13 protein-coding genes and 1 tRNA gene are annotated in these 16,561 nt (G+C 71.2%); 5 read left to right on the top strand and 9 right to left on the bottom strand.

Going from position 1 to position 16,561, the window contains the following annotated elements; genetic code table 11:
• Positions 1 to 24 precede the first annotated feature (24 nt).
• Genes ACZ4RZ_RS15940 through pgsA form a run of 3 tightly spaced genes read right to left on the bottom strand, consistent with a single transcriptional unit; the run spans position 25 to position 2,866 of the window.
• Positions 25 to 1,185, bottom strand: a complete 1,161-nt coding sequence (locus tag ACZ4RZ_RS15940) for a glycosyltransferase family 4 protein (protein ID WP_467744996.1) — start codon at positions 1,183 to 1,185, stop codon at positions 25 to 27.
• Positions 1,182 to 2,147 (bottom strand): phosphatidylinositol mannoside acyltransferase, encoded by a 966-nt coding sequence (locus tag ACZ4RZ_RS15935; protein ID WP_467744995.1) that lies wholly within the window; start codon positions 2,145 to 2,147, stop codon positions 1,182 to 1,184. Before ACZ4RZ_RS15935 ends, ACZ4RZ_RS15940 begins: the two co-directional genes overlap by 4 nt.
• Complete coding sequence (pgsA, locus tag ACZ4RZ_RS15930; protein ID WP_467745075.1) at positions 2,144 to 2,866, bottom strand: phosphatidylinositol phosphate synthase; 723 nt, start codon at positions 2,864 to 2,866, stop codon at positions 2,144 to 2,146. Before pgsA ends, ACZ4RZ_RS15935 begins: the two co-directional genes overlap by 4 nt.
• Positions 2,867 to 3,081: 215 nt before the next feature.
• Between pgsA and ACZ4RZ_RS15925 the strand changes: the two genes are divergently transcribed.
• Positions 3,082 to 5,277: an elongation factor G-like protein EF-G2 gene (locus ACZ4RZ_RS15925; RefSeq protein WP_467744993.1), complete on the top strand. Its 2,196-nt coding sequence runs from the start codon at positions 3,082 to 3,084 to the stop codon at positions 5,275 to 5,277.
• Positions 5,278 to 5,435: 158 nt separating this feature from the next.
• Entirely contained in the window at positions 5,436 to 7,103 is a 1,668-nt protein-coding gene (locus ACZ4RZ_RS15920) for a hypothetical protein (protein ID WP_467744991.1), read from the top strand.
• Positions 7,104 to 7,184: 81 nt separating this feature from the next.
• Here ACZ4RZ_RS15920 and ACZ4RZ_RS15915 read toward each other — a convergent pair whose 3' ends face one another.
• Entirely contained in the window at positions 7,185 to 7,748 is a 564-nt protein-coding gene (locus tag ACZ4RZ_RS15915; RefSeq protein ID WP_189187989.1) for an HIT family protein, read from the bottom strand.
• A gap of 67 nt (positions 7,749 to 7,815) precedes the next feature.
• Here ACZ4RZ_RS15915 and ACZ4RZ_RS15910 point away from each other — a divergent pair, with 67 nt between their 5' ends.
• Positions 7,816 to 8,472, top strand: coding sequence for a potassium channel family protein (locus ACZ4RZ_RS15910; RefSeq protein WP_467744989.1), 657 nt, complete (start codon positions 7,816 to 7,818; stop codon positions 8,470 to 8,472).
• Positions 8,473 to 8,552: 80 nt separating this feature from the next.
• Here ACZ4RZ_RS15910 and thrS read toward each other — a convergent pair whose 3' ends face one another.
• From thrS to ACZ4RZ_RS15895, 3 genes are all read right to left on the bottom strand, one after another.
• Positions 8,553 to 10,532 carry a threonine--tRNA ligase gene (gene thrS / locus ACZ4RZ_RS15905; RefSeq protein WP_467744988.1) on the bottom strand — a complete coding sequence of 660 codons (1,980 nt, stop codon included), beginning with the start codon at positions 10,530 to 10,532 and terminating at the stop codon, positions 8,553 to 8,555.
• A gap of 105 nt (positions 10,533 to 10,637) precedes the next feature.
• Complete coding sequence (locus tag ACZ4RZ_RS15900) at positions 10,638 to 11,855, bottom strand: hypothetical protein (RefSeq protein ID WP_467744987.1); 1,218 nt, start codon at positions 11,853 to 11,855, stop codon at positions 10,638 to 10,640.
• Positions 11,852 to 12,418: a DUF4365 domain-containing protein gene (locus ACZ4RZ_RS15895; RefSeq protein WP_362020980.1), complete on the bottom strand. Its 567-nt coding sequence runs from the start codon at positions 12,416 to 12,418 to the stop codon at positions 11,852 to 11,854. Before ACZ4RZ_RS15895 ends, ACZ4RZ_RS15900 begins: the two co-directional genes overlap by 4 nt.
• A 170-nt stretch (positions 12,419 to 12,588) precedes the next feature.
• Between ACZ4RZ_RS15895 and ACZ4RZ_RS15890 the strand changes: the two genes are divergently transcribed.
• Positions 12,589 to 13,317: a 3'-5' exonuclease gene (locus ACZ4RZ_RS15890; RefSeq protein WP_399076378.1), complete on the top strand. Its 729-nt coding sequence runs from the start codon at positions 12,589 to 12,591 to the stop codon at positions 13,315 to 13,317.
• 68 nt (positions 13,318 to 13,385) lie between these two features.
• Here the strand turns inward: ACZ4RZ_RS15890 and ACZ4RZ_RS15885 are convergent.
• Both ACZ4RZ_RS15885 and ACZ4RZ_RS15880 read right to left on the bottom strand, forming a co-directional pair.
• Positions 13,386 to 13,457 (bottom strand) — tRNA-Val (locus ACZ4RZ_RS15885).
• A gap of 39 nt (positions 13,458 to 13,496) precedes the next feature.
• The gene (locus ACZ4RZ_RS15880) at positions 13,497 to 13,943 is read right to left on the bottom strand and encodes an SRPBCC family protein (RefSeq protein WP_467744985.1); all 447 of its coding nucleotides are present in this window, start codon (positions 13,941 to 13,943) and stop codon (positions 13,497 to 13,499) included.
• A gap of 74 nt (positions 13,944 to 14,017) precedes the next feature.
• On the opposite strand from ACZ4RZ_RS15880, the gene ACZ4RZ_RS15875 reads away from it, so the two are divergent.
• Positions 14,018 to 16,549 (top strand): SCO7613 C-terminal domain-containing membrane protein, encoded by a 2,532-nt coding sequence (locus tag ACZ4RZ_RS15875; protein ID WP_467744983.1) that lies wholly within the window; start codon positions 14,018 to 14,020, stop codon positions 16,547 to 16,549.
• Positions 16,550 to 16,561 lie beyond the last annotated feature (12 nt).

Below are 16,561 nucleotides of genomic sequence, written 5' to 3'. Positions count from 1 at the left end.
TCCCCCGCCCGAGGTCTCCGGCACTCAGTCCCGCGCCAGCCCGAACCGCGCCCGGAACCCGGTACGTTCGTCGGTGGCCACCGCCGCCGCCCCGTCCGTCACCGTCTCGTAGACGGACAGGATGTCCGCCCCGACCGTCGACCAGTCGAAGCGCCGTACGTGTGCGCTCCCCCGCTCGCGCAGTTCGGCCCGGCGCTCCGGGTCGCCGAGGAGCCGCAGCGCGGAAGCGGCCAGCGCATCGGCGTCCTCGTTGGCGAACAGCTCGCCCGCCGCACCCTGGTCGAGGACCTGGGCGAACGCGTCGAGATCGGAGGCGAGCACGGGCGCTCCCGCCGACATCGCCTCCACGAGGATTATCCCGAAGCTCTCGCCGCCGGTGTTGGGCGCCACGTACACGTCGACGCTGCGCAGGAAGCGGGCCTTGTCCTCGTCGCTGATCATGCCGAGGAACTCGACGCGCGAGCGCATCTCGGCGGGCAGGGACTCCACCGCCTCCTCCTCGTCACCGCGCCCGGCGACCAGGAGCCTGATCTGCGGGCGCTCGGCGAGGATCTTCGGCAGGGCCTTCATGAGCACCGGCAGACCCTTGCGGGGCTCGTCGATCCGGCCGATGAAGCCGAGGGTGTCGCCCTGCCACTCGGCCTTGGGCTTGGCGCGGGCGAAGAAGTCGACATCGACACCGTTCGGGATGACGACCGCGTCGCCGCCCAGGTGCTCGACGAGAGTGCGGCGCGCGTACTCGCTCACCGCGATCCGCGCGCTGATCTTCTCCAGGGCCGCCTGGAGGATCGAGTACGCGGCGACCATCGCCCGGGAGCGCGGGTTGGAGGTGTGGAAGGTGGCGACGATGGGGCCCTGCGCGGCCCAGCACGCGAGCAGGCCGAGTGACGGCGAGGCGGGCTCGTGGATGTGGATCACGTCGAAGGTGCCGTCGTGCAGCCAGCGCCGCACCCGGGCCGCCGACAGGAAGCCGAAGTTCAGGCGCGCCACGGAGCCGTTGTACGGCACGGGGACCGCGCGGCCCGCCGAGACGACGTACGGAGGCAGGGGTGTCTCGTCGTCCGCGGGAGCGAGGACGGACACCTCATGGCCGAGGCGGATGAGGTGCTCGGCCAGGTCGCGGATGTGGAACTGGACGCCGCCCGGCACGTCCCAGGAGTACGGGCAGACGATGCCGATCCTCACGGGGTCCCTTTCTCAGGGTCCTTCTCGGAGTTCTCGGAAACTTTCCCGGTGTTGTCAGGATCCTTCCCCGGGTCGAGGTCCTTGAGCCACAAGCGCTGCAGCATGTGCCAGTCCTCCGGGTGGTCGGCGATCCCCGTGGCGAAGGCGTCGGCCATCGCCTGTGTCATGACAGACGTCTTTTCCGCCCGGGTACCTGTCTCGGGCACCTCGACGGGGGGATGCACGCGCCCCTTCATCACGGGCGAGTCGTCGTACCAGAGCGTCACCGGAAGGAGCAGGGCTCCGGTCTGCTGAGCGAGTAGGGCCGGTCCCGCGGGCATCCGGGTCGCCTCGCCGAAGAACTTCACCTCGACGCCGGACGAGGACAGGTCGCGTTCGGCGACGAGGCAGATCAGCCCGCCGTCGCGCAGCCGCCGGGCCAGCGTGCCGAACGCGGTGCCGCCGCTGTGCGGCAGGACCTCCATGCCGAGGCCCTCGCGATAGGCGACGAAACGGTCGTACAGCGATTCGGGCTTGAGGCGCTCGGCGACCGTCGTGAAGGGCGTCTCCAGCTTGGTGGTGACCCAGGCGCCCGCGAGATCCCAGTTGCCCATGTGCGGGAGGGCGAGGATGACACCCCGGTCGGAGGCGATGCCGTCCGTCAGGCGGTGCACGTCTTTGACCTCGAAGCCCGTCTTCACGCGCTCCTCGCTCCAGGCGGGCAGCCGGAAGGACTCCATCCAGTAGCGCAGGTACGAGCGCATGCCCGCCTTGGAGAGCTCGGCGAGCCGCTCCGGCGTCGCGTCGGGCACCACGCGCGCGTAGTTGCTCTCCAGGCGCTGTACGCCCTTGCCGCGCTTCTTCCAGGCGAGGTCGGCGATGGTCCGGCCGAGCCGCACGGCGACCGGCTCGGGGAGCTTCTTGACGGTGCTCCAGCCGAGCGCGTACGCCCCGTCGACCAGCCGGTCCTGGAGGCTCGTCACGACGTGGCCCCGCTGTTCTGGGCCGCGGACGCGGCGTCCGCCTCCGCGGCCTCGCGGCGCACCGTGACGACGCGCTGGATCAGCGTCACGAGGCTGCCGACCGCGACGATCCACAGAGCGATGGGCAACAGCACCTGGATGCCGGGCACACCGAATGTGTGCAGGCCCGCGAGGCCGGCCGCGACCAGCGAGATCACCAGCCGCTCGGCGCGCTCCACCAGTCCGTTGACCGCGACCGGCAGCCCGATCGACTCGCCGCGGGCCTTGGTGTACGAGACCACCTGGCCGCTGGCCAGGCAGAAGATCGAGACGGCGCACAGGACGTTGTTGTCGCCGTTGCCCGCGTACCAGAGCGCGAAGCCACCGAAGATCGCGCCGTCGGCGACCCGGTCGAGCGTCGAGTCGAGGAAGGCGCCCCAGCGGCTGGAGCGGCCGAGCTGGCGCGCCATGTTGCCGTCGACGAGGTCCGAGAACACGAAGAGCGTGATGACGATCGTGCCCCAGAAGAACTCGCCCCGGGGGTAGAAGACCAGCGCGCCCGCCATGACTCCGGCCGTGCCCAGGAGGGTGACCGTGTCGGGGCTTACCCCCCGGCGGATGAGAAACGCGGCGAACGGTGTGAGGACACGCGTGAAGAATGCACGCGCGTACTTGTTCAGCATGGCCTTCCCGAGGGTCGGTGTCGCCGCGCGGCCCCTGCTGGCCACCGGCTGGCCCATCGTAGCCACGCGCGCGCGTGTGCGACGGTCGGGCACCCGCACCCGTGTCATGACGGGATGCCGTCGGTGTCACGGCGCGATCGAGTCCGCCGTATGGACGCACCGTGACGTGAGTGCAAAGCTCGAATACACCGCGGGCGTCATCGGAGCCGCACCGCACGCGGATCCGCTTGCCCGCGCCCAAAGAGACCTCACCGTGCACGGGAGGCAAGGCCATGGGCGACAAGGCGAACGCACACCCCGGAGCCGCCGGCAGGGCTACAGCGGCCGACCACCCCGCGTCCGTACGGAATGTGGTGCTGGTCGGCCACAGCGGATCGGGCAAGACGACATTGGTGGAAGCTCTCGCGCTCACCGCGGGAGCAGTGAACCGGGCGGGCCGCGTGGAGGACGGCGGCACCGTCTCCGACTACGACGAGATCGAGCACCGGCAGCAGCGCTCGGTGCAGCTCTCCCTGGTACCCGTCGACTGGGACGGATACAAGATCAACATTCTGGACACCCCCGGATACGCCGACTTCGTCGGGGAACTGCGGGCCGGTCTGCGAGCAGCGGACGCGGCCCTTTTCGTCGTCTCGGCCTCGGACGGCGTGGACGGCTCGACCCGGATGGTGTGGGAGGAGTGCGCGGCCGTCGGCATGCCACGGGCCATCGTGATCACCCATCTCGAAGCCGCCAGAGCGGACTTCGAAGAGATGACGCGGATCTGCGCGGAGGCCTTCGGAGCGGACGACCCCGACGCCGTACTGCCCCTGTATCTGCCGCTGCGCGGCGAGGAGGGCCCCGACGGGCACGCGCCCGTGACGGGTCTGATCGGGCTGCTGTCCCAGCGGCTGTTCGACTACTCCTCCGGGGAGCGCAAGGAGGCGGAGCCGGGACCCGAGCAGCTGCCGTCGATCGAGGAGGCACGCAACCGGCTCATCGAGGGGATCATCGCCGAGAGCGAGGACGAGACCCTCATGGACCGCTATCTCGGCGGCGAGGAGATCGATCTCAAGACGCTGGTGCAGGACCTGGAGCGGGCTGTTGCGCGGGGAACCTTCTTCCCGGTGCTGGCCGCCGCTCCGGCCGCCGACGGCGCCCGCCAGGGCCTCGGCACGGTCGAACTCCTCGAACTCGTCACGGGCGGCTTCCCGACCCCGCTGGAGCGCGAGGCCCCCACGGTGACCACGCCGGCCGGCGAGGCGCGCGCGGTCAAGGCCTGCGACCCGAACGGGCCGCTGGTCGCGGAGGTCGTGAAGACGGCGTCCGACCCGTACGTGGGCCGGGTCTCGCTCGTCCGTGTCTTCTCGGGCACCCTGCGTCCCGACGAGACGGTGCACGTGTCCGGGCACGGGCTGACCGACCGGGGGCACGAGGACCACGACGTCGACGAGCGCGTGGGCGCCCTGTCCAGGCCGTTCGGCAAACAGCAGCGCGCCCTCACGCACTGCATCGCGGGCGATCTGGCGTGCGTGGCGAAGCTGAACCGGGCCGAGACCGGGGACACCCTCTCGGCCAAGGACGACCCCCTGCTCATGGAGCCGTGGCAGATGCCCGACCCGCTGCTTCCGCTCGCCATCCAGGCGCACAGCAAGGCCGACGAGGACAAGCTCTCGCAGGGCCTGGGACGGCTGGTCGCCGAGGACCCCACCATGCGCCTGGAGCAGAACCAGAACACCCACCAGGTCGTCCTGTGGTGCCTGGGCGAGGCCCACGCGGACGTCGCCCTGGAGCGGCTGCGCAACCGCTACGGCGTCCAGGTCGACGTCGTTCCGTACAAGGTCTCCCTACGGGAGACGTTCGCGGACAAGTGCGCCGGGCGCGGGCGCCATGTGAAGCAGTCCGGCGGGCACGGCCAGTACGCGATCTGCGAGATCGAGGTCGAACCGCTGCCGAACGGCTCGGGCATCGAGTTCGTGGACAAGGTCGTCGGCGGCGCCGTGCCCCGGCAGTTCATCCCGTCCGTCGAGAAGGGCGTCCGCACCCAGGCCGCCAAGGGCGTGGCCGCGGGCTATCCCCTCATCGACGTACGGATCACGCTGCTCGACGGCAAGGCGCACTCCGTGGACTCCTCCGACGCCGCGTTCCAGACGGCCGGCGCGCTCGCCCTGCGCGAGGCGGCCGCCGACGCCAAGATCCATCTCCTGGAGCCGGTGGCCGAGGTGACTGTCCTGGTCGGCGACGACTATGTGGGCGCTGTGATGAGCGACCTGTCGGGGCGCCGCGGCCGAGTCGTCGGCACCGAGCAGACTGGGGGCGGACGCACCCTCGTACGGGCCGAGGTCCCGGAGATCGAGATCGGGCGGTACGCCGTCGATCTGCGCTCTCTCTCGCACGGCACCGCGCGCTTCAACCGCAGTTACGCGCGGCACGAGCCGATGCCGCCGCAGATCGCCGAAAGGATCCGCGAACAGGCCCAGGACGCCTGAGGGTTCGGTGCCTCATCGGTCGGCGGACGGCTTCGGCCGTCCGCCGACGAATGTCGGTCCCGGCCGATACTCTGAGAACCTGATCAAGACGATGACCTGATCAACAGGTGTGCGGGGCACGGAAGTCGGGAAAGGCCGCAGGAGCGGGTGCGGCGGCGATGGGGGCGGAAGTGGCATTCGACGGTTTCGATTTCACTCCCGGGGCGCAGGTGCCGCTCTCGGGCTCCGCGGGCCAGACGGCGGCGACCTTCGCCCTGGCCTCGGCGGCGTACCGGGACAACGGGGTCGAGGAGATCCTCAAGGCCGACAACGACTGGCACAAGTCCACCGTCAAGTCCGGAAAGATCAAGCTGTTCGCGCCGAACCTGGGCGAGGCCTTCGCGCGAGCGGTGCAGGATCGCATGCTGGGCGCGGGCCGCAAGCCGCTGATCCAGTCCTTCGGCACCGAGCCGCAGGTCGTCGTGGAGCACTGCCTGGCGGCGAACCGCATCCGCAGGGAGCGGGACAACTGGCTGTCGGCCGTGATGGTGCTGTGCGGGCTGCTCTTCCTGCCCGGGCTGCTGGTCTGGCTGCTCGTCTTCCAGATCCGCACGCAGATCGCCAAGCGCGAGGACAAGCGCGCCTCCGCCCTCGGGACCACGCTCCTCGTCGCCGTCGGCGCCCTCGCCGTGCTCTTCTTCGTCCGCATGCCGTTCACCGGCTTCTGGGCCTGGTACGCGCGTGCGGCGATCGTGCTCCCCGTCGTCGGCTGGCTCTGGGCCAAGCAGATCTGCGAGCGCACGGCCAAGGACCTGCGCGACCGCTGGGACAGTCTGCTGTCCGGCGGCGGCATCGGCGCCAAGATCCCCGAGGCCGTGCCCGGCAGTCCCGGCGAGACGGCGGCCGAGCGGCTGCGCCAGTCCCTCGCTCGGCTCACCGCCGAGCAGCAGTCCAACTCGGTCTTCTACGCGGGCCCCAAGGGCATACTCGGCATGGGCACCCGCTGGGGCTCCTGGCAGCTCGCCGAGGACCTGGTGCCGCGCGACGCGGACAAGGAGATCCACCCGTTCCGCAGCTGGGACGTCATCCGGTCCATCCACGACCAGCTGCGCATGCTGGAGCGCGGTCCCCTCAACACCGGTGGTTTCCCCGCCCCTTCGATAAAGCACTGGGTCGTCACGCCGATCGGTGAGAACGCGAAGGCGGTGTCCCGGCCGGCCGGTACGGACGTGGACGCGTACACGATCAAGACCCACGCCATCCAGGACATCTGCAACAAGCAGCAGTTCGGCAGCGGTGACCGGCACTACCTCGGGGTCCAATGGACACTCTGGGACGGCCAGTTGATCATCACCATGCTGATCACCGTGACCGTGCTGCACGAGACACTGCGCATCGAGGTCACGGGGCACGCGCTGGGTCCGGTGAACCCGCTCTTCACGACGAAGCCGGAGGCGCCGACCAAGGAGGTCGCGAAGGCCGTCAAGTTCTGGGAGACCCGCAAGGTGAATCTGCCGCTGGTCACCACGGACGAGGTCGTGCGGCTCGCGGCGCGGGCGCCCTTCACCTGGTATCCGCCGTTCCTCAATTGGCTCGGCGGGACCCTGACGCTGCCCGAGCCCTTCGGGCTGCGGCACGCCTGGGCCGATCAGCCGTGGCGGCACCGCTTCATGGCGGACGACGCGCTGCGGGCCGCGACGCCGGTGCTGCGCGTGGTGCACGCCGCAGCGATCAGGGTTCTGGAGGAGAACGGCGTCGACACCGAGAAGTTCGGCACGCGCTCGTCGTTCCTCAGCACCCAGGTCCAGGATCCGATGCCTCGGAAGGCGGACCTCTACGACGCGTAGCGCCTGCTGCGGCAGGGCACCGCTACGACGCCCAGCGGCTGCGGCAGGGCACCGCGAGGTCGCCCCGCCATCGAAGAGGCACTAGGCGGCCGTCGGCCAAGCCTCCGCCAGCATCTTGCGGGTGTCCGCCAGGAGCTGGGGCAGGACCTTGGTGTGGCCCACGACCGGCATGAAGTTCGTGTCGCCGCCCCAGCGGGGGACGATGTGCTGGTGGAGATGGGCGGCGATACCGGCGCCCGCGACCGTGCCCTGGTTCATGCCGATGTTGAAGCCGTGCGCGCCCGAGGCGGTGCGCAGCGCGGTCATGGCCTGCTTGGTCAGCTCGCCCAGTTCGGCGGTCTCCGGGTCCGTCAGGTCCGTGTAGTCGGCGACGTGGCGGTAGGGCACGACCATGAGGTGGCCGCCGTTGTACGGGTACAGGTTGAGCACGGCGTACACCTGCTCGCCGCGCTTGACGATCAGCCCGTCCTCGTCGGACTTGGCCGGGATCGAGCAGAAGGGACAGCCGTCGTCGGCCCCCGGACCGGTGGGCTTGTTCTCGCCCTGGATGTAAGCCATCCGATGGGGCGTCCACAAGCGCTGGAACGCATCCTGCGTTCCCACTCCGATCTGCTGCTCCGGCTCACTCGTCATGTTGTGCAGCATATGACTTCGCCCGTTCGCGGCGTGTCGGCGGGTGCCGCGGGAAAGGGCCCCCGGCCAAGCTGGGGCGATGGACGACGACAGCCCACAGGTCCGCTGGGAGCGGCGCACCGAGGTCCCGCTCGCCCTGGCCTCGCTGCTGTTTCTCGCCTCGTACGCGGTCCTTGTCCTGGGTCACGGTCTGCCCGCCGCCGCGCTGAGCTGCTGCCTGGCGGCGATGGTGGCCGCCTGGGTGTTGTTCGGCGTCGACTACGCGGTGCGCTGGCGGCTGAGCGGGCAGCGCCTCCGCTTCGTACGGACGCACTGGCTGGACACCGTGGTGCTCGTCCTGCCGCTGCTGCGTCCCGTGCGCATCGTGAAGGTTTACGACGCCGTGCAGCGCCGCCACGGGCAGCCCCGGCTCTCCCTGCACGTGCGCGTGATCGTCTACTCGGGTCTGTCGGTCACGCTGATCGGTTTCGCGGGCGCCCTCGCCGTCTACCAGGCGGAGCACGCGGCGCCGCACGCCACGATCCGGACCTTCGGGGACTCGGTGTGGTGGACCTGCTCCACGCTGTCGACGGTGGGGTACGGGGATGTGACACCGGTGACGCCGAAGGGGCGCGCGATCGCAGTGGGGCTGATGGGGTGCGGCCTCGCGCTGCTCGGCGCGGTGACGGGGTCGTTCTCGTCGTGGCTGCTGCAGGTGTTCGCCCGTGAGGGCGACGAAAGACCCCCGGGGAGCTGAGCTCTCCGGGGGCCTCACCTCACGTACGTGCCGGAAGAACGCTGAATGCCTCACATACGTACGCGTCGAAACCGTAGGCGTCAGACCTGCGCGCGCTCCTCGACGACCTGCACGATCTTGGCGATCGCCTCGTCGACCGGGATGCCGTTCTCCTGCGAGCCGTCGCGGTAGCGGAAGGAGACGGCGCCGGCCGTCATGTCCTCGTCGCCCGCGATGACCATGAAGGGCACCTTCTGCTTCTGCGCGTTGCGGATCTTCTTCTGCATGCGGTCGGAGGACGCGTCGACCTCGACGCGCAGTCCGGCCGCCTTGGCCTTCTTGGCGAATTCCGCCAGGTACGGCACGTGCGCGTCGCCGATCGGGATGCCGATCGCCTGGACAGGCGCCAGCCACGCCGGGAACGCGCCCGCGTAGTGCTCCAGGAGCACCGCGAAGAAGCGCTCGATCGAGCCGAACAGCGCGCGGTGGATCATGACCGGCTGCTGCTTGGTGCCGTCCGCGGCCGTGTACTCCAGGTTGAACCGCTTGGGCTGCTGGAAGTCGACCTGGATGGTGGACATCTGCCAGGAGCGGCCGATGGCGTCCTTGGCCTGGACGGAGATCTTCGGGCCGTAGTACGCGGCGCCGCCCGGGTCGGGAACCAGCGGGAGGCCCTGCTTCTCGGCCGCCTGGCGCAGCGCGTCGGTGGCCTCCTCCCACTCCGCGGCCTCGCCGATGAACTTCGGGGAGTCGTCGCGGGTGGACAGCTCCAGCTCGAAGTCGTTCAGGCCGTAGTCGCGCAGCAGGTCCAGGACGAAGGTGAGCAGCGAGTCCAGCTCGCCGGCCATCTGGTCCTTGGTGCAGTAGATGTGCGAGTCGTCCTGCGTGAAGCCGCGGGCGCGGGTCAGGCCGTGCACGACGCCCGACTTCTCGTAGCGGTAGACCGTGCCGAACTCGAAGAGCCGCAGCGGCAGTTCGCGGTAGGAGCGGCCGCGCGCCTTGAAGATCAGGTTGTGCATGGGGCAGTTCATCGCCTTGAGGCGGTAGTTCTGCCCGTCGAACTCCAACGGCGGGAACATCGCGTCCGCGTAGTTCGGCAGGTGCCCCGAGGTCACGAAGAGGTTTTCCTTTGAGATGTGCGGGGTGTTGACGAACTCGTATTCCGCGTCCTCGTGGCGCCGGCGCGAGTAGGTCTCCATCTCCCGGCGGACGATGCCGCCCTTGGGGTGGAAGACCGCGAGGCCGGAGCCCAGCTCCTCCGGGATGGAGAAGAGGTCCAGCTCGGCGCCGAGCTTGCGGTGGTCGCGCTTCTCGGCCTCGACGAGGAAGTCCAGGTACGCCTTCAGCTCGTCCTTGGTCGGCCAGGCGGTGCCGTAGATGCGCTGGAGCTGCGGGTTCTTCTCGCTGCCGCGCCAGTACGCGGCGGCCGAGCGCATCAGCTTGAACGCCGGGATGTTCCGGGTGGTGGGCAGGTGGGGACCGCGGCAGAGGTCCTTCCAGCACAGCTCGCCGGTCTTGGCGTCGAGGTTGTCGTAGATCGTCAGCTCGCCGGCGCCGACCTCGGCGTCGGCACCCTCGGCGGCCTGCGCGGCGTTGCCCTTGAGGCCGATGAGCTCCAGCTTGTAGGGCTCGTCGGCCAGCTCCTCGCGGGCGGCGTCGTCGGAGGTGACCCGGCGCGAGAACTTCTGTCCGCGCTTCTGGATCTCCTGCATCTTCTTCTCGATGCGCTTGATGTCCTCGGGCGTGAACGGCTCGGCGACATCGAAGTCGTAGTAGAAGCCGTCCTTGACCGGCGGGCCGATGCCCAGCTTGGCCTCGGGGAACAGTTCCTGCACGGCCTGGGCCATCACGTGCGCGGTGGAGTGGCGCAGGATGTTGAGGCCGTCCTCGGAGGAGATCTCCACACCCTCGACGGTCTCGCCGTCCTTGAGCTGGTACGCGAGGTCCTTGAGCTCGCCGCCCACACGGGCCGCGACGATGGTGCGCTCGCCGTCGAAGAGATCGGCGGCCGTAGTGCCCGTCGTCACCACGCGCTCTTCCCGCTCGGAATCGCGTTGGATGATCACACGGACGTCTGACACCGGACTCTCCTGCCTGAAGGTGGGCGCGCCGCGACTCGCGTGCGCAGACAGGAATCGTACCGAGCCCGGGGTCCCGTTCGCGAAACGGATAACCACGGCCCCGTCTCAGTCTCCGCTGCACGCCTCCTCGAAGAAGTCCAGGTTCTCCTGGAGCGACTTCATCAGCCGGTCCCGCTCGGCCTCATCCACCTGCACGGGTACGACTCCGGAGGCATCCGTGAGCCTGCGGAAGCCGCCGCGGCTCTCCAGCCGTCCGTGCACCCGCACCGGCAGTCCGACGAGATGGGCATGGCCCGCTATCCGGTACGCCTCCTCGTCGAGCGTCATGCGTACGTGCGGGACCTCGGCGCCGGCGATGACCCGCAGCCGTACGGTGCCCTCGCCGCGCGGCCCCGACCTGCGCATCCGCACCACGGCGCCGGTGAGGCGCACCGGCACGGAAGGCTCCTCGCGCAGAAAGCGGGCTCCGGCCTCGCGCAGGACGGGCAGGTCGCCGGGCGAGAACTCGACGGGCTCGGCGGGTGTCGCGCCGCCCTCGGGGACACCGGCGGCGGGCGCCCACTCGACGGCGATCCGGGCCCCCTCGGTGCCGCGGACGAGGGCCACCAGGGCCTCCATGAGCTCGTGGCTGACGCCCGCCTCGACCGCCGCGTCGAAGGCGTCCATGCCGCCGGTGGCCCGCTGGTAGTCGATGGCCTCCCGGGCGGCGTACAGAGCCTGGTGCAGGCGGATGGCGAGCGGCCGCCCGGTGTCGACGGGCACGAAGGCGGTGAGCCTGCGCCCTCCGGGTTCGGCGCCGACCAGGACGTTCTCCAGGGAGGCGGAGGCCGACCTGCGGTGCCGGGCGCCGTAATAGCCCGCACGCGCGCGCGTGGCGAGCGCCCCCGCGAGCAGCATCTGGCGGGCGGCCGCGCGCAGCTGCTCCTCGACGGTCCAGGGCGCGGCGCCCACGGGCCCGGTCGGGACGTCGCGCCACCAGCGGATCTCGTCGCTCGGCACGGCGAGCGCGACGAGTACGTCGCGCGCGGACGGCGAACCGCTGCGGGAGAGCGCGACGAGCGCTTCGCCGAGCAGGTCGTCGCTGTCGGGGAAGGCCCGGTTCTCCGGCACCAGCAGGCTGGTGCCGGCGCCACCGGGCCCGGGTGGGGTCCACCGGCCGTACCGTCCCGGCGCGCCGCCGCGCCGCTGCCAGCCGTGCCGCTGCAGCAGGGCGCTGAGCACTGCGGGGTCGACCTGGCCGGGCGCGGGCGGCTCGCTCCAGAGGGCCTCGGCCGGATGCGGCCTGACCGGTCGCAGGGCTTCGTCGATCGGGCGGTGCGTCATGGTCTGCCTCCCGTCCCGACCCGCGTCATGATCTCGCAGAGCGCCCGGTCGTCGAAGATCCGGGCCGTCGGTATTCGGACGGTGGTCCTGCGCCGGCCGGTGATGGCGTGTCCGGCGAGGTTGGTCCAGTAGCAGCAGTGCCGCAGGTCGAGTCGGTCGTGGCTGGCGCGCAGCCAGTCGTCCTGGGACCTGGGCACGAGCATCACGACCAGGATCTTGTGCACCGAGACCGGGGTGCGCGCGAGCTTCGCCAGGTGCTCGTTGTCGAGCGTGAAGGAGAAGGCGGGCCCCGGCGGGTTCGGCGGGATCTGGTACGTGCACTTGAGCTGCACCTTGATGGTGACTTCGTCGTCGACCGTGTGCCCGGGGGCGCTGTGGCTGACGTGCCAGTCGATTCCGTTGTCCGGAAATGGCTGGGACAGCGAGCAGCCTGCGGCCGCCGCGACGGCGTGCAGATAGCCGACCTGCAACGTCTCCATGCAGGCGGTGGTGGCGAGTGTGCCGCGATGGGGTGCCGTCCGCTGGGGCAGCAGCCCGCCCCGTTCGGGCTGCGCGAGTGCCATGAGTCCAACAGCCTTCCAAACCAAGTGTTTCCCCGCGACGGGCCGCTGAACTGCAAAGACCCGTACCTCTGTTGTCTCCCCCCGGCGTACGGCGCAAACAGCCCGGGTATCACCAAACGGGCAGAAGACGGTACGTCAGCTGCCGTGGGTGAACGAGGAGTTGTGTACGTATGACGTGCTGGTACGAGGGGCCCTTGGCCGCGTTCGACACGGAGACCACGGGCGTGGACGTCGAGACCGACCGGATCGTGTCGGCCGCCGTCGTCGTCCAGGACGCCCCGGGTTCCCGTCCGCGGGTGACCCGATGGCTGGTGAACCCGGGAGTGCCGGTGCCCGCGGGGGCGACGGCGGTGCACGGGCTCACGGACGAACATCTGCAGCGCAACGGCCGCTGGCCGTCGCCGGTGATGGACGAGATAGCCCGGGAGCTGGGCGAACAGGCCGCGGCGGGCCGTCCGCTCGTGGTGATGAATGCGCCTTTCGATCTGACGCTTCTTGACCGGGAGTTGCGCCGCCATCGCGCCTCCTCCCTCGACCGCTGGTTCGAGGCGACGCCGCTGCGCGTGCTCGACCCCCGGGTCCTCGACAAACATCTGGACCGCTATCGCAAGGGCCGCCGCACCCTCACCGACCTGTGCGCGCACTACGACGTGGTCCTGGAGGGCGCGCACGACGCGGCGGCCGACGCGCTGGCCGCGATGGATGTCGTACGCGCGGTGGGGCGCCGTTTCGCGGCCCGCCTGGAGCGGCTCACGCCTGCCGAGCTGCACACGCTGCAGGCGGTGTGGCACGCGGCACAGGCACGCGGACTGCAGGCGTGGTTCGCGCGCAGCGGCTCGGAGGAGGCGGTGGATCCGGCGTGGCCGCTGCGTCCGGACCTGCCCGCGGCAGCGGCCTGAAGGCACGGAGAAACGGTCCGTGAGCACAGAAAAACCGGTCCGTCTGTGACGGACCGGCCTTCTCCGGGTGGGCGATACTGGGTTCGAACCAGTGACCTCTTCGGTGTGAACGAAGCGCTCTCCCACTGAGCTAATCGCCCGGGAACGCACTGAACCATACAGGTCCCGGCGGGTCTCGTTCAAACCGCTTCCAGGTAGGCCCTGAGTCCGCGCCGCCCCGCCCGCATCATCAGCGCGTGGTTGGCGCGGAAGACGGGCCGCCCCGGCACGGCGAACCGCCGCAGCAGCGGCTTGCTCACCACAACCTCCTGGTCGTACTGGGCACGGGTGCCCGGCCCGTCCGCGGTGAGCGTCCAGCGCGCCCAGCCGTCGATGTCGCCGGACATCGCGATCTCCAGGACGCCGCCCGCCGCGTCGCGCCGCACCTCCCGCCCGGTGAACGTCATGTCATACGGAAGGACCGAGCGGATCCGGATGACGCCGCTGCGCTCGTCGACAGGGATCACCTCGCGCACCTGGGGCCACCAGCGGGGGTAGTCCTCGGCCTGTTGCAGCACCACGTACACGGCGGAGGGCGGCGCGGGCAGATCCCACACACTGCGGAAGCGGTAAAGGCTCCAGTCCATGGACCGAGTGTGCCCGGCCGCGGTACCGAGTGTGCTCGTCCGTGGATCTGAGTACGTCCTGAGTACGCACACTCATGCCGGCGAACGTGACCGGGACCACACTCCGGAGCATGACCCGCATCCCGCCCCCGGCCGAGGAGTTGCGACTCCTCGACGCCGAGCTGCGGCAACTCGACTCCCGCCGTGCCGTGTTGCTGGCGCGCCGCGCCTGGCTGGTCGCGGCCCTTCAGCCGCCCTCCGCGCCCTCTGCGTCGCCCGCGCCGTCTGTGCCGTCTGCGCCCCGGGCCGTCCCCGCACGTCGGCCCGAGACCACCGCACCCGGCGTCCAGAACGTGCTCCTGCTGCTCGGCGGCATCCTGCTGACCGTGGCCGCCGTCGCGTTCACCGTCGTCAGCTGGGGTCACCTGGGAATCGCCGGGCGGGCACTGGTCCTCGGCGCGGTGACGCTGGCCGCGCTCGGTGCACCCGTGCTCCTCCTCGGCCGCGGGCTGCGCTCGACGGCCGAGTCGGTGGCGGGACTCGGCCTCGCGCTGACGGTCCTCGACGTCTACGCGCTGCACGAGGTCGCGCTGCCGGACGCCGACGGACTCGGGTACGCGTCCATCGCGTCGGCGGTGCTGGCCGTGGTGTGGGCGGCGTACGGTCTCGCCGTAGGCGCGCTGCACCGGCCGGCCGCACAGCGGACGGACATCACCCGTGCGGGAGAGCGGACGGACACCACCGGCGCCGGAGAGGGCAAGGCCACCACCGGCGTACGTCTCTCCCGGCTCCCCCTGCGGCTGCCCCTGCCCACCGCCGTGGCCGCGGCCCAGCTCCCGCTGCTCCTCTGGGCGGCGGCGGCCGACGCGAGCGCCCGCACCGTCACGGCAGTGCTGCTGGTGACGGCCGCGTCCGACACGCTTCTCGCGCTGCGGATCCCCGTGACGTCCGTCCGTGTGGTCGCCGCCGTCGGCGCGTACGGCCTGGGCGGCTGGGGCACCTTTGCCGCCGGTTGGCTGTCCTGGACGGCCTCCGGCCCGAGCGCCGCCGCCCGTGCGGCGGCGCTCCTCCTCCTTGCCGCGGCGATCGCCCTGGTGGCGGCCTGGCACGCCCCGAAGCCGAACGCCGCGACCGGCCTCGCCCTGGCGGGCGGTCTCATCACCGTCGCCGCACTCGGCGGCGTCCTGCGCTCGTCGCTGCCCGACGACTGGACGATCCCGGGCCATCTGGTGTGCGGCATCGCCCTCTTGGCCGCCGTACGCACTCGCTGGCCCGAGCCGGTGCGACGCGGCCTGGCCTGGGCCTCCGGCTCCGTGCAGGCCGTGGCGGTGGTGTGGGCGCTGCCCCCGGCCGCCATCGCCCTGCTGGGCCCGGTCGGCTGGGCGGAGAAGATCTGGTCGGGCGCGCCGACGACCGCCCGGGACGCGGTGACCATGGACGTGCCCTGGCCCGCCCACGCGGCCACGGCACCCATCGTCCTCGCGCTCGTCGCCGGAGTCCTGGTGGTGGCGGTCCGCGGCACCGCCTGGCGTCCGCAGGCCCTGATCTGCGCGCTGACACTGGCCTGGGCGACGGCGCTCGCGCTTCCGGCGGCTCTCGAACTCCCCTACGTGGCGGGACTGTTGGCGCAAGGCCTCACGACGGTGGCCGCCCTGACGTACGCCGCCCGCCCGGCACAGCCCAAGGCGCACCCGCTCCTGCTGGCCCTGCTCACCTCCCTCGGTCTCGCGTTCCTGTCGCTGGCCTCCGAGGGTGCGACCCTCACCGTCCTCGCCGCACTCGCCGTCCTGTTCGCGGCCGCGGCGTGGCGCCCCGGCCTCGGCCCGGTCGCGGCGCCCGCGTCCCTCGCGTACGCCACCGCCCTGGCCTGCGCCGCAGGAAGCTCCCTCGGCTGGCAGCCGCAGCACACCGCGCTGCTCGTCCTCGTGGTGCCGGTCGGCGCGGCCCTCCTCGCGGCGCGCCTGAGCGACTCGTCCGTGGCCGTGCCGGTGGAGGCGACAGGAGCTGTCGCGGGTCTGCTCGCCATCGCGCTCTCGGTCACCGATCCCCCGATGCTGGCCCTGGTGCTGGCGCTGTGCGGCGTGATCGCCGCGGGCACGGCCGTGCGGGAGGACCGACGTTCCGTCGGATACGCGGCCGCCGGCCTGTTCGTGGCGGCCACCTGGGTCCGTCTGGCGGCCTGGGGCGTCGGCTCCCCGGAGGCGTACACGCTCCCGGTGACCGTCCCGGCGCTGCTGGTGGGGGTGGTCAGGCGCCGTGAGGACCCCCGGGTCTCGTCGTGGACGGCGTACGGACCGGGGCTGTCCGCCACGCTCGTGCCGAGCCTGTTCGCGGCGTGGGGCGACGCCCACTGGTCGCGCCCGCTGCTGCTCGGCGCGGCGGCGCTGCTGGTCACCCTCGTGGGCGCCCGGAACCGCCTCCAGGCGCCGCTCGTACTGGGCGGCACGGTGCTCGCGCTGGACGGGCTGCACGAACTCGCCCCGTACATCGTTCAGGTGGTCGACGCGCTTCCCCGTTGGGTGCCTCCCGCACTCGCCGGTCTGCTGTTGCTCGCACTGGGTGCGACGTACGAGCAGCGGATCCGCGACGCGCGGCGAGTGCGGGAGGTGCTGGGAAGGATGGACTAGCGCGTCCTCAAC

The organism is Streptomyces sp. NPDC027189, from assembly GCF_055566975.1.
Note: the sequence above shows the minus strand (reverse complement) of the source record. Positions and strands in the feature narration are given on the sequence as shown.